This is a genomic window from Saccharopolyspora mangrovi (assembly GCF_035320975.1).
GTDB lineage: Bacteria > Actinomycetota > Actinomycetes > Mycobacteriales > Pseudonocardiaceae > Saccharopolyspora > Saccharopolyspora mangrovi.
Genome location: NZ_JAWLNX010000015.1, coordinates 12,192 through 29,344 on the forward strand (window position 1 = coordinate 12,192; position 17,153 = coordinate 29,344).

Here is a 17,153-nt window from a genome sequence, read left to right on the forward strand (position 1 = left end):
CCCCCCCCACCACAACCCCACCCGCCGTGTGGCGCCCCCGCGGCCCCCCCCGCCCCCCCCCCCCCCCCACTACAGCGGAGGAGGCGCAACGATGTCGGAGACACCGTCGCGCGCCACCAGCGGACCAGCCCCATCGCCCAGGTCGAACGACCCGGCGATGGGGCCGGTGCTGCACCGGGATCCACTCTCCGGCACGTGCTCGTTCATCGATCAGCAGTTGCACAGCGCGCTCCGCGTGCTCGCCCCCAACCTGAGGCGGCACAGCCTCGCCCCCGGCGATCGCATCTTCGGCGTCGGTGCGGAGGTCGGGGCGGTCTCCATCATCGAACGAGGTCTCGTCGCACTGCGCAGCCCGGGTTGCGCGACCCTGATGCTGCTGCGCGACAGCGGTATCGTCGGCGACGTCGAGGTGATGACCGAGACCAGGGCGGAGAAGGAAGCCACCGCCTTGCTCGACACCGACATCGTCCGCCTCCCCGGCGACGAGTTCCGCTGGCTGATCCAGCGGTCCCCGGAGTTCGCCCTGCGGTGGAGCGATGCGATGGCGTGCCGGATGGCCGGGTACGAACGCCGGCTGCTCGACATGCTCGCGGGCGACATCCGCGCGCAGGTCTCGTCCCTGCTGCTGCACGAATTCGCCGACGCCGACATCACGCGGCTGACCCACCAGATGATCGCCGAACTGCTCGGCGTGCAGCGCAGCAGCGTCAGCCGGGTCATGAGCCAGCTCGTCCAGCACGACATCGTCGAAACCGGCTACGCGCAGATGCGACTGCGCGACCGCTCCGCGCTGGCCCGGGCCGCGCTAGGCTACTCGGCCGCCCGACACACCTGAGACCGCAACCAGGCGGGAGTTCAACACATGAACGGCAACACGGCGTGGAACCCGGACGAGGAATCCGAGATCCTCCGCCATCGCGAGGGTGAAGTGATGCGCGGCCTGCTCTGGGAGCTCAAGAAGGTCATCGTCGGCCACGAGCAGGAGACCGAGGAGATCGTGGTGTGCCTGCTCGCAGGCGGCCACTGCCTGCTCGAAGGACTGCCCGGGGTCGCCAAGACGCTGACCGTCAAGACGCTGGCCCAGGCCGTCAACGTGGACTTCACCCGCATCCAGTTCACCCCGGACCTGGTCCCGTCGGACATCGTGGGCACCCGCATCTACCGGGCTTCCCGCGAGGAGTTCGACATCGAGCTGGGCCCGGTGTTCACCAACTTCGTCCTCGCCGACGAGATCAACCGCGCACCGGCGAAGGTGCAGTCGGCGATGCTGGAGGTGATGGCCGAGCGGCAGGTCAGCATCGGCGGTCAGACCTGGTCGATGCCGCGCCCGTTCCTGGTGATGGCCACCCAGAACCCGATCGAGACCGAGGGCGTCTACCCGCTGCCCGAGGCCCAGCGGGACCGGTTCCTGGTCAAGATCCTCATCAACTACCCGCAGGCCGGCGACGAGCTGGAGATCGTGCGGCGGATGAGCAGCGGTGCGCCGAGCCCGAAGCAGGTCCTCGACGCCGACCGGCTCACCGCGCTGCAGGAGGCGGCCACCCAGGTCTACGTCGATCCGCTGGTGATGGAGTACGCGGTGGCGCTGGTGATGTCGACCCGCACGCCCAGCGAGCTCGGTTTCAGCGACATCGCCCCGTACCTGGCGTGCGGCGCGAGTCCGCGCGCGAGCCTCGGCCTGATCTCGGCGGCGCGGGCGTTCGCGCTCATCCACGGGCGCGGTTACGCGGTTCCCGAGGACGTGCACCACCTGGCTCCCGCCGTGCTGCGGCACCGGCTCATCCTGACCTACGAGGCGCTGGCCGACGGGGTCACCGCCGACGACATCATCGACAAGCTGCTGCACCGCGTGCACCAGCCCCGCCCCGCGAAGAACCGCTCCCCGCTGTGGGGTCGGTCCTGATGCAGGCGCATCACGAGGAACCGACCACCCGCAGGGTGCTGGCGCAACTGGAGCTGCTCATCTCGCAGCGGCTGGCCGGTGCCGTGCACGGCGACTACCAGGGGTTCTTCCCCGGGCCGGGCAACGAGGCCGGCGAGGGGCGGCCGTACGTGCCCGGCGACGACGTGCGGTTGATCGACTGGAACCTCACCGCCCGCACCATGCACACCCACGTCCGCGACCCGATCCAGGACCACGAGCTCGACGTGTGGCTGGTCGTGGACCTCTCCGCCAGCCAGTCGTTCGGCACCAGGGGTGGTGAGAAGCGGCAGCTGGCGCTGTTCGGCGCGGCCGCCTTCGGCTTCGCGGCCACCTGGCTGGCCAACCGCGTCGGAGCGCTGCTGCTCGTCGACGGCGAGACCGAGGTGCGTCCGCTGCGCTCCGGGAAACCCAACCTGCAGGCGATCCTGCACCGGATCGCGCGGATCAACATGCGCACTGCGCGTCCCGATCCGCCCGCCGGCCGCACCGATCTGCGCCCGGCGCTGACCCAGGCCGGGACGGTCGCGCCGCGACGCGGCTTCGTCGCGGTCATCTCCGACTTCTTGGTCGAACCGGGATGGGCCAACGAGCTGCACCGGCTGTGCCAGCGGCACACCGTGGTCGCGGTGGAGCTGGTCGATCCGCTCGAACTGCGGCTGCCCGCCGTCGGCGCGCTGACCGTGGAGGATCCCGAGACCGGGACCCGGATGACCGTCGACACGCTCGACGGGGGGCTGCGGGACCGCTACGAGGAGGCGGCCCGGCAGCAACGCGAGCGGATCGCCTACATCATCCGCAACGCCGGAGCCGAGCACCTCCAGCTGCGCACCGATCAGGACTGGATCGGCCAGCTGGTCCGCTTCTTCCAGCTCCGGCGCCACCGGCAATTCGGATATCGGCGGTCATCATGGGCTGGATGAGCTTCGCGTCCCCGGCGTGGTTGTGGCTTCTCGTGCTCGTCGCGGCGCTGGTCGTGGGTTATTTTCTGGTCCAGCGCAGGCGAATTCGGTACACGGTCACGCTGACCAACCTGGACCTGCTGGCCTCGGTGATGCCCCGGCGTCCCTCGTGGCGCCGGCACGTGCCGCCCGCGCTGATGCTGCTGGCCACCCTGATCATGGTGCTGGGCCTGGCCGGGCCCACGGTCCGGATGCCCGATCCGTCCCGCAACAGCGTCGTCGTGCTGGCCGTGGACGTCTCACCGTCCATGATGGCCAATGACGTGCCGCCGAACCGATCCGATGCGATGAAGACCGCGGTCCAGGACTTCCTGGAGTCGGTTCCCGGTGACACGGAGGTGGGCCTGGTCAGCTTCGCGGCTTCGGCCAACGTCGACGTCCCGCCGACCAGCGATCACCAAGCGGTGACCAACGCGCTCGGCGGGCTGCGGTTCCAGTCGAACACCTCGCTGAGCCAAGCGGTGCTGACCTCGCTGAACACCCTGCGCGCCACGGGCGGCAACGCCGCCGGGATCATCGTGCTCTCCGACGGCCTGAGCAACACCGGACCACCGCCGGAGGCGGCGATCGAAGCGGCCCGCCAAGCGCGCGTTCCGGTGTCGACGATCGCGGTCGGCACACCGGGCGGGAAGGTCCAGCTGGCCAGGGGCCCGGTGGACGTTCCGCTCGACACCAGGGAGCTGGAGCGCCTGGCGCGGGACACCGGTGGTCTCACCTTCACCGCGGCCAACGAGCAGCAGCTCCAGGCCATCTACAGCAACATCGGCCAGGACGTTTCGCCGCCGATCGTTCCCGTCGACATCAGCAGCTGGTTCTTCCTGTCCGCGCTGATCTCGATGGTGGTGGCCGGCGCCCTGTCACTGCTGTGGTTCGCCAGAATGCCGTGATGTCGGACATTGTCAGTCCTGGTCGCGCAGCCTCATCGTGAATTGCCGCAATCGCGCTGCGGCCGCGTGATCGGGGTCTTCCCTGCGATCAGCGAGACTGCTCTTGATGTCGAGGTACACGCGCAGTTCCAGCCCGCACGCACGGCAAGCGTCGAGGTGCTGCTCGAACACCTCGACGTCCGAGGGGTCGAGCTCGCCGTCGATGTAGCGCTGTAGCAGGGAAAGGGCCTCGAAGCACTGCTTCTGCCGCTCGCTCCTGGCGCGCTGCGCCCACTTCTGGGACCGCTGGTTTCGCCGCAGGGGTTCCAACCACGCTCTCACCGCACACCGCCTTCCCGGCAGTCCACCTCACGTGGGTGCAGACATTCGCCAGTCTACACCCCGGTTCTCGGCGCGATTCGGCCTTCGGGCATCTCGTCGGCACCCCCTGGTGTGACTTTGTGCCCTTTATAGCTCACGGGTTTCCCGGGATGGTTCGTATTAAGCCGGATTGCTCCTAGTACAACACCATCAACACCGAATGGAAGGCCCCCGCGCTGATCGAGGTGCGGTGAGTGCTGTCGCTCCGCGCGGTCACGGTCACGTACCACCCGTCGCATTCAAGCAGGCGTCTTCCACCCAGAAGGGGGTGTCGAGGCAGTGGACAAGTCCGACACTTTCTCCGTGGTCGAGAAGCAGGAGTTGTTCGACCTGTACATCGTCCCGGAGATCCCGCTGCTGCTGCGGGTCGCGCGGTCGCTGACCAACCAACCCGCCGACGCTGAAGACCTGGCGCAGGACACGCTGCTGCGGGCCTACCGCGGCATCACCGGTTTCGACGGCTACTACCCGCGGGCGTGGCTGCTGCGGATCTTGCACAACACCCACATCAGCAGACTTCGCCGGCGCACTCCGGCGCTGATGTTCGGCAACGGCGACCGCGACGAGACCGTCAGCGATCCCGCCCCGCACGTCTCACCGGAGAGCGTCGTGGTCGACGACTCCTTCGACGACGTCGTCGAGCAGGCGCTCGGCATGCTGCGGCAGCCGAACAAGAAGGTCATCGACCTCGTCGACATCGCAGGGCTCTCCTACGCGGAGGCGGCGATCGCGCTGCAAGTCCCGATCGGCACCGTGGTCAGCCGTCTTCACCGCGCTCGCAAGCAGATTCGCGAGCACTTGGCCGACCACGGCGACCGCCACCACCGGAGTGGATGAGACCGGATCACCGCGCAGGTCCGTCGACCAGCCCACGGGCCTGGTCGATCGGGACGGTGAAGCCGAGTCCGGCCGCCTCAGTGCCCTCCTTGCCGTTGGCGACCGCGGTGTTGATGCCGATGACCTCGCCGTCCATGTTGACCAGCGGACCACCGGAGTTGCCGGGGTTGATCGCCGCATCGGTCTGGATGGCGTCGCCGAGACCCGCTCCGTTGCCGGTCGGGACGTCGCGGTGCATGGCGCTGACGATCCCGCTGGTGACCGTTCCGGGCAGACCCAGCGGTGAACCGACCGCGATGACCTGCTGGCCGACCTCGAGCTGCTCGCCGTAGGCGAGCTTGGCCGGGGTCAGGCCCTGCACACCGTCGGCCTGCACGACCGCGAGGTCGCGGCCGGGGTCCTGCTGGACGACGTGGCCCTGCGCCTTCTTGCCGTCGTTGAAGGTCACCGTCACCGGTCCGCCCGCTGCTTTGGCGATGACGTGGTTGTTGGTCAGGATGCGCCCGCCCTCGTCGAGGACGACTCCGCTGCCGGTGCTCTTGCCCTGCGGACCGGACAGGTTGAGCGAGACGACGCTGGGCTGGACCGCGGCAGCGGTCGCCTGCGGCGAGGCGGCCGGCTGCGACGCGTACGAGACGAGCCCGTAGGTGGCGGCCGCGGTGGCGCCGCTGCTCAGCAGCGCGGCACCGAGCACCACCACTGCGGTCACGCCGCGCTTCTTGCCGGACGGCCGCTTCAGCCCCGCGCGCTCGGGAAACCGGGGGCGCGGCAGGCGCTTGAACCGCTCGCCGAGTCCGTGCAGGGGCGCGCGCTCGGTACTCGTGTCAGGCTTCGCCTCGGGAGTTTCGGTGGGTTCCGCGGGTTCGGTGGTGCCCCACGGGTCGTAGCTCCAGGGGTAGTCGTTCCGCACCCGCTGATACTGCGCCGGTGTGTACGGAGTGTGAGTAGGTGCTTGCTCCATGACCGGAATTCTCCGCACCAGACCCCGAGATCGCCAGCACTCGCTACGTTCGGTAAGTCACTCCACGCTTGGCAGGGTCTAAATGCCCGGATTATCCACCCCGTTCGGGTGAAGATCCTCGGCGCTCTCTTCCCGCACCCGTCGGGCACCCTACCCGAAACCCTTGGGACGGAAGTGAAAATTGCGCCTCGTGGGACGAGAGTGACCAGATCCCACTGCGATCCGGCCCGAGTTCCGTCACCGAACGTGCGCGCCACCTGGAACAGCACCAACGAAAACCGCCACCCGGCAGTCATTTCCCAACCAGGTTACCAAACCGGCGGCCACGGGTCAGGACCCCACGAGCCTTGAGGAGCGGAAGGCCGCCGGCTCGGGAGTTGCGTCCCGGGCCGGCGGCGGTGCGCGTCAGAGGGAGGCCGGGACGACCAGGAAGCTCCACGCCAGGATCGGGCCGATGCCGACGATTCCCGCCGTGTAGCCGATGATCTGCTTGTAGAAGCGCTCCCGGTCCACGCCGCGCGCGTTGCTGAGCACCAGCGCCCCGTTGGTGGAGAACGGCGAGGTGTCCACGATGGTCGTCGAGATCGCCAGCGCCGCGACGAGACCGACAGCGCTGAGGTGGCTGGCGAGCAGCAGCGGTACGGCGATCGGGATGATCGCGGTGAGGATCGCCGTCGAGGAGGCGAACGCCGACACCACGGCCACGACGAGGCACAGCAGCAGCGCGACGAACAGCGGCGCTCCCATCCCGGCGGCACCGTGCGAGATCGTCTCGATGGTGCCGGCCTTCTCCAGGATCTCGACGTAGGTGACCATGCCCGCCACCAGCAGGATCGTGGACCAGCTGATCCCCTCGACGGCCTTGGCCTGGTTCTTCATGTCCACCAGCGCCAGCACCGCGCCCGCGGCCAACGCGAGGAACCCGATCTCCAGGTGGAACACCAGCGCGCCGACCACGAGTCCTGCCAGGGCGACCAGCGTGAGCCCCTGCCGCCAGGTCACGTCCGGGTCCGCAGCGGACTCCTCGCCTTCGGCCATCGGTTCGCGGGCCGCTTCGGGCGTGCGGCGGCGCAGCAGCAGGAACGTCAGCGCCGACAGGAGGAAGTTGAACCCGAAGCTGGCCAGGAACAGCGCCAGCGGCGACACGGCGAGCGGGGTGTGGCCGACCATGCCCAGCACGAGCGCACCCGAGACGGCAATCGGCGAGAAGGCTCCGGCGTGCGCGCCGCTGATGACCATCATGCCGATCATCAGCTGGCTGATGCCGTAGCGGTAGGCGAAGTTCATCCCGACCGGCACCAGCAGCGCCACGGCGGCCGGGGTGAAGGTGCCGAATGCGGTGAGCACCGCGGCGACGCCGAACAGCACCCAGGGCACCAGCGTGGCCTTGCCGCGCACGAGCTTGATCCCGACCCGCACCAGCAGGTCGATCGTGCCGTTGCGCTGGGCGACCGAGAACAGGTAGGTGACGCCGACGATGGTCACGAACAGCGAGACGGGGAATCCCTCGAAGATCTCGTCCTCGGTGAGCCCGAGCGAGGAGGTGCCCACGACGAACGCGCCGATGAACGCCAGGATCCCGATGTTGATCGGTAACAGGGTCGCGACGACGAACATCACGCCGAGCGCGCCGATGGAGATCATTTCAGCAGACATCTTTGTCCTTGAGGTGGGAATCAGGCGGAATGCTAGGCGGGAATCGACTCGGGAACCACGATGTCGGCCGCGCACAGGATCCGGGCGGCGCGGCGGACGGTGACCCGCCGCGGCCCTGACGTGGTGAGATCACCGCTGGTGACGGTGATGACACCGGCTGCTGTGGCGATGCGGAGCTCGGCCGCGCCGGGGGCGCTGGAGGCCGAGTGGACGACCGACCCGTCGAGCAGGTTGGCGACCGCGACGCCGACCGCCGAGGTGAGCCCGATGGCCGGGTGCGGGGCGTTCATCGACAGCATCCGCACCGACACGTCGTGGTCGGCGGCGGTGACCTCGTCGCCCAGCGAGGTCCGGTAGGCGCGCGGCGGGCCGACGACGCCGACCTTCGGCACCGCGTCGGTGACGGCCTCGCCGGGTCGCGTCAGCCCCATCCGCTCGGCGGCGTGGTGGCGGAACCGCCGCAGCGCTTCCACGTGCGCACCCATCTCGCGGAGGCTCTCGGCGCCGGTGAGCCCGGCGGCGTCGAGCAGGACCATCGGCGCACCGGCGTCGAGCACGGTGACCCGGGCCCGCAGCCCGTCGATCTCCCACTCCTCGGCGACCTCGCCCGCGGGCAGCAGCGAACCGGTGGTGTCGCCTGCCGGGTCCAGGAACGTCAGACCCACCGCCACTCCCCCGGCGCGCGTGCCGGGAACGGTCTGGGTGCCGAACTCGGGAACCGCTCCGCCGGGGGTGTCCACCTCGGCTTCGAGGACCGCGCCGGTGTTGGTGTTGCGCATGACCACGCGCGTCCGGTCGCCGCTGACCGGGACCAGTCCGCGGGCCACCGACCACAGCGCGATCGCGGTCGCGCAGTTGCCGCAGTTGCTGCCCCACTCGACCCGGCCGGTGCCGATGCCGACCTGCGCGAACAGGTAGTCCACGTGCACACCGGGCGCACCGGAGGGGCGCACGACCGCGGCCTTCGACGTGGTCGGGGTGGCGCCGCCGATGCCGTCGAGCTGGACGGGGTCAGCGGCACCGTAGGCGTTGACCAGCAGCGCCTCGATGTCGCTGACCGACGCGGGCAGCTCGGCTTCGTCGAACAACCAACACTTGCTGGTGCCACCGCGGACCAGCGTTGCCGCAACGTGCACGCCAACCTTCTTCCTCGCTCCGAATCGTTGGCGCTCACCCTGACAAGACCCCGAGTTCAGTACAATGTTCGAACTCTTACGCTGGCTTAAGTTTCACTAATAGCTCATGGGAGGCGGCGTGCTCGACGTTCGCAGGGTGTTGCTCCTGGTCGAGGCGGCGGAGCACGGGTCGCTGACCGCCGCCGCCGACGCGCTGGCGATCACGCCGTCGGCCGCGTCGCAGCAGATGTCCCGGCTGGAAGCCGAGGTCGGCCAGCCGCTGCTGCACCGGATGCCGCGCGGGGTCCGGCTCACCGACGCCGGGCAGGCGCTGGCCGAGCGGGGCCGGGCCATCCGCCGCGAACTGCGCGGGGCGCAGGCGGATCTGGAATCGCTGGCGCAGCTCGACCACGGCACGCTGCGGCTGGGCTCGTTCCCGACCGCCAGCGCCTCGCTGCTGCCGCTGGCGCTGACGCGGTTCTCCCGCAAGCACCCGGGGATGCGCACCACGGTGCGCTCGGCGCTGTTCGCCGAACTGCTCGAACTCCTCGACACCGGTGAGATCGAGCTGGCGCTGCTGTGGGACTACGAGTGGAACCGCATCGACGAGCAGTCGCTGCACGTCGAGCACCTGCTCGACGATCCGACGGTCCTGGTCGTCCCGGCGAACTCGGAGCTGCTGGAGGAACCGAGCATCAGCCTGGCCGACCTGGCCAGCCAGGAGTGGATCATCCGCGCGGACAACCACCCGGTGGCCGAGGTGCTGCGGCGCAGCTGCCGCCTCGCCGGGTTCGAGCCCAAGATCTCCTACGAGTCGCACGACTACCAGGAAGCCCAGGCGATGGTGGCCGCCGGGCTGGGCATCGCGATCGCACCTCGCCTGGCCCTGACCAACCGCCGCCACGACGTGCGCCTGGTGAGCTTCGCCGCCGACGTGCCCGCCCCGACGCGGCGAATCCTGTTGACCCGCACGGCGAACCGCCCGCCGACACCGGCTGCCTCGGCCATGACCGACATCATCCGCGCGGTCGCCCAGCGCTTCACCGACTCCAACCTCCACCGCACCCAGCTCGGCACGGTGCGCACCGGGTGAGGCGGCTAACCGAGCGCCGCGGGGTGGACGACGGCGGCCGCGGCGACGAAGGCCGCGACCACGATGACGACGACGGCGAACCATCGGCGCACCGATGCCGGGTCGAGCCTGCCCGACATGCGCGCGGACGCGGCCGAAACCGCAGCAGCGGCCCCGGCGAAGACCGCCAGAACCCCGTAGTCGATCTGGTCGGCGGTACCGGCGTGGGCGGCGAGACCGGCGACCGAGTTGATCAGCACCACGACCAAGGAGGTGGCCACGGCCTGCTGCGCGCTCAGGCCGAGCAGCAGCGCGAGCGCCGGCACGACGACGAAGCCGCCTCCCACGCCGAACAGGCCGGTGAGCACGCCCACCGCCGCACCGGCCAGCACCGACTTCGGCAGGCAGCTGCGCCAGTTCACCCCTCCATCGCGGGTGCGGCAGGCTCCGACGTGCTCGTCACCGCCGCGCAGCATCCGCACGGCCACGACCAGCATGAGCGCGGCGAAGGCCAGCAGGAGCCACCGCTGCGGGACCGCACTTCCGAGCGCGGTCCCGGCGAAGGCCGCCGGAACGCCGGCCGCGCCGAAGACCAGCGCGACCGGCCACTGCACGGCGTTCCGGCGCTGCCGGGGAAGCAACCCGCTCACCGAGGACAACGCGACGATGGCCAGCGACGTCGGGATCGCCGTCTCCAGCGGTTGCCCGACCCCGTAGACCAGGGCGGGGACGGCGAGGATCGACCCGCCCGCCCCGAGCAGCCCCAGCATCAGCCCGATGACCGCGCCGAACGCCGTTGCCCACACCACGGGAAATCACCTCACCCGGCGGCGGTCAGCGCCGCCAGCTGGGCTGTGGGATTCGTTCGGGGCGTGCGGTTGTGCGGCAGCAGCGAGAGCAACCGGGCCATGGCGCACGTGTCGGTCAGCGCGGCGAACGTCAGACCACCGCCGACGAATCCGGCCAGCCACTTGACCTTCTCGTGGCGGGTGCTGGCCAGCACGCCGATGAGCACGAGCAAGCCGGCCGCCAGCCGCACCTGCCGTTCCATCGCCCACGCACCACGACCGCGTTCGAGCTCGCCGCCTTCGCCCTCCCAGGACGTGATTCCGCCGCGCAGGACGCTGAGCCGCTCCCATCCGCCGTTCTTCAACAGCGTGCGGGCCTGTTCGGCGCGGTTGCCCGAGGCGCAGATCAGCACCACGGCGTCTTCGTGGTGCGCGGTGAGATCCGCGTGCCGTTCCCGCAGCAGGTCCAGTGGGACGTTGTGCGAACCCGGGATGTGCGCTGCGGCGAACTCGCCGGGCGTGCGCACGTCGATGAGCCGGATTCGCGCGTCACCGCGCCGCTCTCGCAGTCGTGCGGGGTCCACGTGCGCCGGTAAGGACGGGGTCATGCCTGCGTTCCTCTCAGTCGGGGTGCGAGCTCAGCTGCTCATCGGGACGCCGGCGTCGGCGGCGCTGCCGAAGTGGTCGTCGATGAGCACGGCGGTGCGTCCTGCGCTCTCCAGCGAGGAGACCGCCGCCGTGGCGCGGTAACCGCTGCCGCAGTGCACCCACACCACCCCGGCGGGGACCTCGTCGAGCCGGTGCGCGAGTTCGTAGAGCGGGATGTGCACCGCGCCGGTGACGTGGGCGGCGGCGAACTCGTTGTTGGTCCGCACGTCCAGCACCACCTCCGGCGAGGGCAGCGGGCCGGCTCGCCCGTCCAGCGCAGCGGCCAGGTCGGCGAAGGTCGCGGTGCGCGTGCTGCGCAGCTGGCCGGGCTCGGCGGCCAGCTCGTCCGGGGTTCCCACGGCCGCACCGGCGAACTCGTCGATGCCGATGCGCGAGAGTTCCCGCTGCGCCTCGGTGACCTGCTCGCGGGATTCGCCGAGCAGCGTGATCGGCGCGCCCCAGTCGATCATCCACCCCAGCCAGGTGGCCATCGGACCGTCGAGTCCCAGGCTGACGGTGCCCGCGAGGTGCGAGACGACGAAGGCCTTGCGCGAGCGCAGGTCCACCACCCACTCGCCGAGTGCGAGCCGCCGCTGCAGCTCGTCCGGTTCGGCCCGGGTCGGTTCGCGCAGGTCCAGCGGCTCGGGACCCTCGGTGTTGCGGACGCCCATGTGGGCGTAGTAGGCGGGGTAGGCGTCCAGGCCTGAGAGGGTGTGCCGCACGAACTCGTCCTCGCCCAGCCTCAGCGCGGGGTTGCTGCGCTTCTGCTCGCCGAGCGTGGCCGAATCGCCTTGGGCCTGCGTGGCCGAGCAGAAGCTCCCGAACCCGTGGGTGGGCCAAACCTGGGCGCCGTCGGGCAGCTGCTCGGCGAGCTTGCGGGCTGAGGCGTGCTGCCGGCGGGCGAGGTCTTCGCTGTGCTCGGTGCCGAGCAGGTCCGTGCGGCCGGTCGTGCCGAACAGCAAGGAGCCGCCGGTGAACACGCCCACCGGGCCTTCCTCGCCTTCCAGCACGTAGGACAGGTGGTGGAAGGTGTGCCCGGGCGTGGCCACGACGCGCAGCCGCATCCGCGCGGAGAGCGCGACGACGTCGCCATCGGCCAGCCCGCGTCCCGCGAACGGCAGCTCGTCGGCGGAGGCCACGCCGTAGTCGGCGCCGGTCAACCGCGCGAGCTCAAGACCGCCGGAGACGTAGTCGTTGTGCACGTGGGTCTCGACGACGAGGGCGATGCGCGCTCCTGCGCGACCGGCCGCGGCGATCACCCGGTCCACGTCGCGCTGCGGGTCGACCACCAGCGCCACCTCGCCGTCGGAGGCCAGGTAGCTGCGATCCCCCAACGACGAGGTCTCGATGACCTCGACGGCCAGTCCTCCGGCCAGGCGCTCGGCCCGCTCCTCCAGGTTCGGCGCAGTCACGGTTGCACTCTCCCTCCACGTAGATACCCACCGGGGTATGCAGTAGGCACACTTGTCTCCTGGACCTGGTCGTGGGCGCGCTCAGGCGAGCGCGAGGAACAGCCGCTCGAGCTCCTGCTCGGTCATCGGCGGCTCGTCGCCGTCTTCCTTGGCCTGCTGGCAGTGCCGCATCCCGCTCGCCACGATCTTGAAGCCGGCGCGGTCCAGAGCACGGGAAACCGCCGCGAGCTGCGTGAGCACCTCAGCGCAGTCGCGCCCCTCCTCGATCGCCTCGATCACACCGCCCAGCTGGCCGCGCGCCCGCTTCAAGCGGGTCAGCGCATCGCCGACCATCTCCGGCTTCATCTCCACGGTCACCATCTCCCTTCGCCCAACCCAACGTAGCAAACCCCCGGGGGTATTCCGAGCGGACATCGTCCCCCGAGCTCTGTAGCCCGACAGCCGCTCCGACACGTCTTGCCTAAGGTCGTGGCATGTCGTTGCTCCACGCCAACTCGTCGGCGCTGCTCGTGGTGGACCTGCAGGAGCGGCTCATGCCGGCCATCGCCGGTGGGGACGCCGTGCTGGAGAACAACGCCCGGCTGGTCCGGGCCGCGACGCGGTTGGGCGTCGATGTCCGGGCGACCGAGCAGAACCCGCGCGGCCTGGGCCCGACGGTCGAGGAGATCGCGGCACTGCTGCCGCGCCCAGCTCAGGCCAAGACCTCGTTCGCCGCGGGCATCGATCCGGGCCCCGGAACCGTCGTCGTGACCGGCTGCGAGGCACACGTGTGCGTGCTGCAGACGGCGCTGGCGTTGCGGGAGCGCGGACGCGACGTCGCCGTGGTCGCCGACGCCGTCGGCAGCCGGGCCGAGTCGAACCGCGATCGCGCACTGGATCGCATGCGGGACCACGGCGTGGACGTGGTCACGGCGGAGATGGTCGTGTTCGAATGGCTCCACGACAGCGATGCACCCGCCTTCCGCGAGGTGCTCGAGCTCGTCAAGTGAGGAGCGAACCGGATGACCGTGCGAGTGGAACGCGCCGGATCGGTGCAGGTCATCACGATGGACCGGGCCGAGCGGCGCAACGCCTTCGACGGCGCGATGACCGAGGCCCTGGACGCGGCGTTGAACGCGTTCGAGGACGACGAGACCGCGCTGGCGGCGGTGCTCACCGGCGGGCCGGACTTCTTCTCCGCGGGTACCGACATCCGCGCCTGGGCCGGTGAGCCCACCGAGCGCGGCGGCCCGTACGGGATCGCCGGGCGCGCGCTGCGCAAGCCCGTGATCGCAGCGGTCGAGGGTGCCGCAGCCGGCGGTGGGTTCGAGATCGCGCTGGCCACCACGATGATCGTGGCTTCGAGGACCGCTCACTTCTCCTTCCCGGAGGTCGGCTTGGGGCTCATCGCCGAGTGCGGCGGCCTGTTCCGCGCGCCGCGCGCGCTGCCGCTCAACATCGCCCGGGAACTGCTGCTCACCGGGGAACGGCTCCCCGCCCAGCGCGCCTACGACCTGGGCGTGGTCAACCGGCTGACCGAACCGGGCGATGCGCTGCCCGAGGCCCTCGCGCTCGCCCAGCGCATCGCCGAGCAAGCACCGCTCGCCGTTCGCGAAACCTTGCGCGCCGCCGAAGCCGCCCACCCGGCCGACGACGAAACCGACTGGGCACGAACGACTCTGGCCAAGCAGCGCGCTCGCGCGTCCGCCGACGCCATCGAAGGCGTCGCCGCCTTCCTCGACAAGCGCCCACCGCGCTGGACCGGTGCTTAGATCTTCTCGGCGAGGAATGTGTTGATGTGGGTGCGGATGTCCTCGGCCATGTCGACGTCCTGGCCGTTGAGCCAGAGCAGTTCCAACCCTTCGGTCATCGCGAGGGTGCTCAGCGCTGCGGCGCGCGGGTCGACGCCCTCGCGCAGGGCGCCGTCGCGTCCGGCCTGCTCGTAGGCGGTCGCCACGGCTGAGGCGATGCGGGTGAAGCGGTCGCGGAAGTAGCCGTGGGCGGGGTGGTCGGAGTCGGTGGCCTCCGCCGAGAGGATCGTGTAGAGCTGCACCGCGCCGCGCAGGCCCGCTTGGTCGCGCGAGATCTCGACCAGCCCGGTCAGGAAGTCCAGGCCCGTGCGCCCCGCCAGCACCTGCTCGGCCCGCTCGTCGCGGCGTTCGAGCACCGCCTTGAGCAGGGCGGTCTTGCCGCCTTCGAAGTGGTGCAGCACGCCGGTCTGGGTCATGCCGACGGTTCGGGCGATCTGGTTCACCGAGCCCGCCGTGTAGCCGTGCTTCGCGAACACCGCGAAGGCGGCCTCGACGATCTGCTCGCGCCGCTGCGCGCTCTTGCGGTATTCGCCCCTGGGACCGGCCATACCAGGGAGAATATCCGATCTCCGCGAAAATTTTAAACCCTTTAGGTTTTTGTACACCAGTACCCCATGGGGGTATCTATACCCGAGGGGGTACAGGTGTCAATTCGCGCGCACGAGCCGGACCGTCAGTCCGTCGCCATCACCGGCGGGAACTCCGCGACCTCGGGTTCACGAGCGGCAGGTGCTGCTGGGGTCTCCACGACGCGCGGGGCGGGGTTGCGGTTCACCAGCAACCGCAGCACGTCCGGCCGCGAGTAGTGACCGACCGGGTCCGCAGCCGACTTGGCGATCGCGATCAACGCCGGATCGAGCTCGGCGTGCAGGATCCCTTCCTCGTCTTCCGGCAACGGCTCGGCCAGCGGCGAGCCCTCGGGACCGTAGATGCGCGCGTACCCACCACCGAGCTGCAGCAACTGCCGCTTGGCCTCGGTATCGCAGAACAGCTCCTGAGCCGCCTCGCCGATGACCGCCGTGGGCGCGACGACGAACGTCTGACCCTCGACCGCGTACATCAGGCTGGCCGCCGTGTTCACCTCGGGCGAGAGGGCGCGGGCCGCACCGCGGTAGATCGAGAAGCTCGGCCAGGCCCCGACGTGGATCTGCTCGTCCATGCTGTACATCGCGTACTTCGTCAGCGGCTGCAGGTGCTCCCAGCAGTTGAGCCCACCGAGCCGCCCCAGCGGCGTGTCGTGCACCTGCAGGTCGCTGCCGTCGCCCTCGCCGAACACCGTGCGCTCCACGTGCGTGGGTTTGAGCTTGCGCCGCACGGAGATCACCTCGCCGGTGTCGGAGATGAACGCCTGCGCCATGTACAAGCTGCCGGCCGCACGTTCGCTGAAGCCCAGCACCACGTGCACACGGCAGCGGGCCGCGGCCTCGGCGATCCGCTGCATCTCCGCGCCGTCGCGGGTCATCGAGTTCTGCGCGTAGCGCGGGACGTAGGCCATGCCCGCGGCCGGTGAGTCCAGCCAGATCCACCAGGGGTAGCCGGGGATGAAGGTTTCACCGAAGGCCACGAGCTGCGCTCCGCCTTCAGCAGCTCGGCCGATCAGCTCGATCGCCTGGTCCACCCCCGCGTTCAGATCGAGCCAGGCGGGCTCGGCTTGAACCGCCGCAACGCGAACTGCGCCCTGCATGGTGCCTCCTGAAACATCGCCAACAGCGTGATGGCTGTCACGATGCGCGCAGCGGGCGCCGCTCGGCTGACCGCACGTGCCGGCGTTACTGACCGGCTGTGCCGCATCGGCGGCGGTACTCAGCAGGCGTCTCTCCCGTGGCGGCGCGGAACGCCCGGTAGAAACCCGATTCCGTGGCGAAACCGCACGCCGAGGCCACCGCGCCGACGGGCCGATCGCGGTCCGCCGCGAGGAGCTCCCGAGCTCGTTCGACGCGCATCCGCCGCAGTCGCGTGGCGACGCCCTCGCCGTCGAGGGCCCGGTACAGGGTGCGCCGCGAGACGTTGCAGGCCTTCGCGACGGCGTCCGCGTCGAGCGTCGAGTCGGACAGGTTGCGCCGGAGGAAGTCGAGCACGCGCTGGCTCGTCAAGCTCTCGACCGCTTCTCGCGCCGGAGGAGCTCCACCCGCGTAGGTCGCTGCCGCCGACAACAAACCGATCGCGTGCGGCACGAGGCCGAAGCCTCCGTCAGACGAGTTCGCGGCCGTCTCCGACAACGACCGGAAGAACGCCGCCACGACAGCACCGGGCGTTCCTGCGCCCAGCGTCCTGCTGGTCAGCCCGCGCGTGTCGCGCAGCCACAGCTCGCGCTGGGGCACCTGCACGACCAGCTGGTGGAACGCCTCGTCGAAGTGCAGCGCGTACGGCCTGGTGCTGTCGTAGAACGCCATCTCACCGGGCGACAACTCCGCGACCCGGCCGTCCTGCTCGACCCGTCCACACCCCTCGACCTGGATGCTGGCCAGCAGGTACTCCTCCGTTCCCGCCGAGATGAGACCGCGCGTCCGGCGCACGTGCTGGCCACCCGCGACCACGGTGGACAGTTCCACGTCACCGACCGGAACGTGCTCGATCGAGCCGCTGAACCGGGGGCCGTCCACCGGCTCGGCGGCCAGTCGCACGAACGTCGCGCAGATCATCTCCCGCCAGTAGGCGAACGCGTCCCGCTCCCCCACCTCATCCGTGCTGAGCTGGGCATACCGATGACGATCCACAACAGCGGACACGTGTGGAGTATCACG

At 70.2% G+C, this 17,153-nt stretch carries 19 protein-coding genes; 8 read left to right on the forward strand and 11 right to left on the reverse strand.

What is annotated here, in order from left to right:
* The first annotated feature begins 91 nt into the window (after window positions 1–91).
* The 4 genes from R4I43_RS20685 to R4I43_RS20700 are packed head-to-tail and all read left to right on the forward strand — an operon-like array spanning window position 92 to window position 3,770.
* Window positions 92–835: a Crp/Fnr family transcriptional regulator gene (locus R4I43_RS20685; RefSeq protein WP_324267315.1), complete on the forward strand. Its 744-nt coding sequence runs from the start codon at window positions 92–94 to the stop codon at window positions 833–835.
* 27 nt (window positions 836–862) lie between these two features.
* Window positions 863–1,903 (forward strand): AAA family ATPase, encoded by a 1,041-nt coding sequence (locus R4I43_RS20690; RefSeq protein WP_324267316.1) that lies wholly within the window; start codon window positions 863–865, stop codon window positions 1,901–1,903.
* Window positions 1,903–2,844, forward strand: a complete 942-nt coding sequence (locus R4I43_RS20695) for a DUF58 domain-containing protein (protein WP_324267317.1) — start codon at window positions 1,903–1,905, stop codon at window positions 2,842–2,844. The genes R4I43_RS20690 and R4I43_RS20695 overlap by 1 nt, the downstream gene beginning before the upstream one ends.
* Complete coding sequence (locus R4I43_RS20700; protein ID WP_324267318.1) at window positions 2,841–3,770, forward strand: VWA domain-containing protein; 930 nt, start codon at window positions 2,841–2,843, stop codon at window positions 3,768–3,770. Before R4I43_RS20695 ends, R4I43_RS20700 begins: the two co-directional genes overlap by 4 nt.
* A gap of 12 nt (window positions 3,771–3,782) precedes the next feature.
* On the opposite strand, the gene R4I43_RS20705 is transcribed toward R4I43_RS20700, so the two are convergent.
* A complete protein-coding gene (locus R4I43_RS20705; protein ID WP_324267319.1) occupies window positions 3,783–4,091 on the reverse strand; it encodes an anti-sigma factor family protein in 309 nt (102 codons plus the stop codon).
* Between the two features lie 318 nt (window positions 4,092–4,409).
* Between R4I43_RS20705 and R4I43_RS20710 the strand changes: the two genes are divergently transcribed.
* A complete protein-coding gene (locus tag R4I43_RS20710; RefSeq protein ID WP_324267320.1) occupies window positions 4,410–4,967 on the forward strand; it encodes an RNA polymerase sigma factor in 558 nt (185 codons plus the stop codon).
* A gap of 7 nt (window positions 4,968–4,974) precedes the next feature.
* Here the strand turns inward: R4I43_RS20710 and R4I43_RS20715 are convergent, their stop codons facing one another.
* The 3 genes from R4I43_RS20715 to R4I43_RS20725 form a co-directional block, all read right to left on the reverse strand.
* Window positions 4,975–5,877 (reverse strand): S1C family serine protease, encoded by a 903-nt coding sequence (locus R4I43_RS20715; protein WP_324267321.1) that lies wholly within the window; start codon window positions 5,875–5,877, stop codon window positions 4,975–4,977.
* Between the two features lie 456 nt (window positions 5,878–6,333).
* The gene (locus R4I43_RS20720; protein WP_324267322.1) at window positions 6,334–7,584 is read right to left on the reverse strand and encodes an SLC13 family permease; all 1,251 of its coding nucleotides are present in this window, start codon (window positions 7,582–7,584) and stop codon (window positions 6,334–6,336) included.
* Between the two features lie 32 nt (window positions 7,585–7,616).
* A complete protein-coding gene (locus R4I43_RS20725) occupies window positions 7,617–8,720 on the reverse strand; it encodes a PrpF domain-containing protein (RefSeq protein WP_324267323.1) in 1,104 nt (367 codons plus the stop codon).
* A gap of 118 nt (window positions 8,721–8,838) precedes the next feature.
* Here R4I43_RS20725 and R4I43_RS20730 point away from each other — a divergent pair, with 118 nt between their 5' ends.
* Entirely contained in the window at window positions 8,839–9,792 is a 954-nt protein-coding gene (locus tag R4I43_RS20730; RefSeq protein WP_324267324.1) for a LysR family transcriptional regulator, read from the forward strand.
* Window positions 9,793–9,797: 5 nt separating this feature from the next.
* On the opposite strand, the gene R4I43_RS20735 is transcribed toward R4I43_RS20730, so the two are convergent.
* The 4 genes from R4I43_RS20735 to R4I43_RS20750 form a co-directional block, all read right to left on the reverse strand.
* Entirely contained in the window at window positions 9,798–10,580 is a 783-nt protein-coding gene (locus R4I43_RS20735; protein WP_324267325.1) for a sulfite exporter TauE/SafE family protein, read from the reverse strand.
* A gap of 11 nt (window positions 10,581–10,591) precedes the next feature.
* A complete protein-coding gene (locus R4I43_RS20740) occupies window positions 10,592–11,167 on the reverse strand; it encodes a rhodanese-like domain-containing protein (protein WP_324267326.1) in 576 nt (191 codons plus the stop codon).
* Between the two features lie 30 nt (window positions 11,168–11,197).
* Window positions 11,198–12,619: an MBL fold metallo-hydrolase gene (locus R4I43_RS20745; RefSeq protein WP_324267327.1), complete on the reverse strand. Its 1,422-nt coding sequence runs from the start codon at window positions 12,617–12,619 to the stop codon at window positions 11,198–11,200.
* Window positions 12,620–12,700: 81 nt separating this feature from the next.
* Window positions 12,701–12,970 carry a metal-sensitive transcriptional regulator gene (locus tag R4I43_RS20750; RefSeq protein WP_456115133.1) on the reverse strand — a complete coding sequence of 90 codons (270 nt, stop codon included), beginning with the start codon at window positions 12,968–12,970 and terminating at the stop codon, window positions 12,701–12,703.
* A 122-nt stretch (window positions 12,971–13,092) separates the two neighbouring features.
* Here R4I43_RS20750 and R4I43_RS20755 point away from each other — a divergent pair, with 122 nt between their 5' ends.
* Window positions 13,093–13,608, forward strand: a complete 516-nt coding sequence (locus R4I43_RS20755) for an isochorismatase family protein (protein ID WP_324267328.1) — start codon at window positions 13,093–13,095, stop codon at window positions 13,606–13,608.
* A 12-nt stretch (window positions 13,609–13,620) separates the two neighbouring features.
* Window positions 13,621–14,370, forward strand: a complete 750-nt coding sequence (locus R4I43_RS20760) for an enoyl-CoA hydratase-related protein (protein ID WP_324267329.1) — start codon at window positions 13,621–13,623, stop codon at window positions 14,368–14,370.
* On the opposite strand, the gene R4I43_RS20765 is transcribed toward R4I43_RS20760, so the two are convergent.
* The 3 genes from R4I43_RS20765 to R4I43_RS20775 all read right to left on the reverse strand — a co-directional run bounded on the left by R4I43_RS20765 (window position 14,367) and on the right by R4I43_RS20775 (window position 17,087).
* A complete protein-coding gene (locus R4I43_RS20765) occupies window positions 14,367–14,957 on the reverse strand; it encodes a TetR/AcrR family transcriptional regulator (protein ID WP_324267330.1) in 591 nt (196 codons plus the stop codon). The two genes, R4I43_RS20760 and R4I43_RS20765, sit on opposite strands and share 4 nt — an antisense overlap.
* A gap of 125 nt (window positions 14,958–15,082) precedes the next feature.
* Window positions 15,083–16,093: a carbon-nitrogen hydrolase family protein gene (locus R4I43_RS20770; protein ID WP_324267331.1), complete on the reverse strand. Its 1,011-nt coding sequence runs from the start codon at window positions 16,091–16,093 to the stop codon at window positions 15,083–15,085.
* A gap of 85 nt (window positions 16,094–16,178) precedes the next feature.
* Entirely contained in the window at window positions 16,179–17,087 is a 909-nt protein-coding gene (locus tag R4I43_RS20775; RefSeq protein ID WP_324267332.1) for an AraC-like ligand-binding domain-containing protein, read from the reverse strand.
* Window positions 17,088–17,153: the final 66 nt, after the last annotated feature.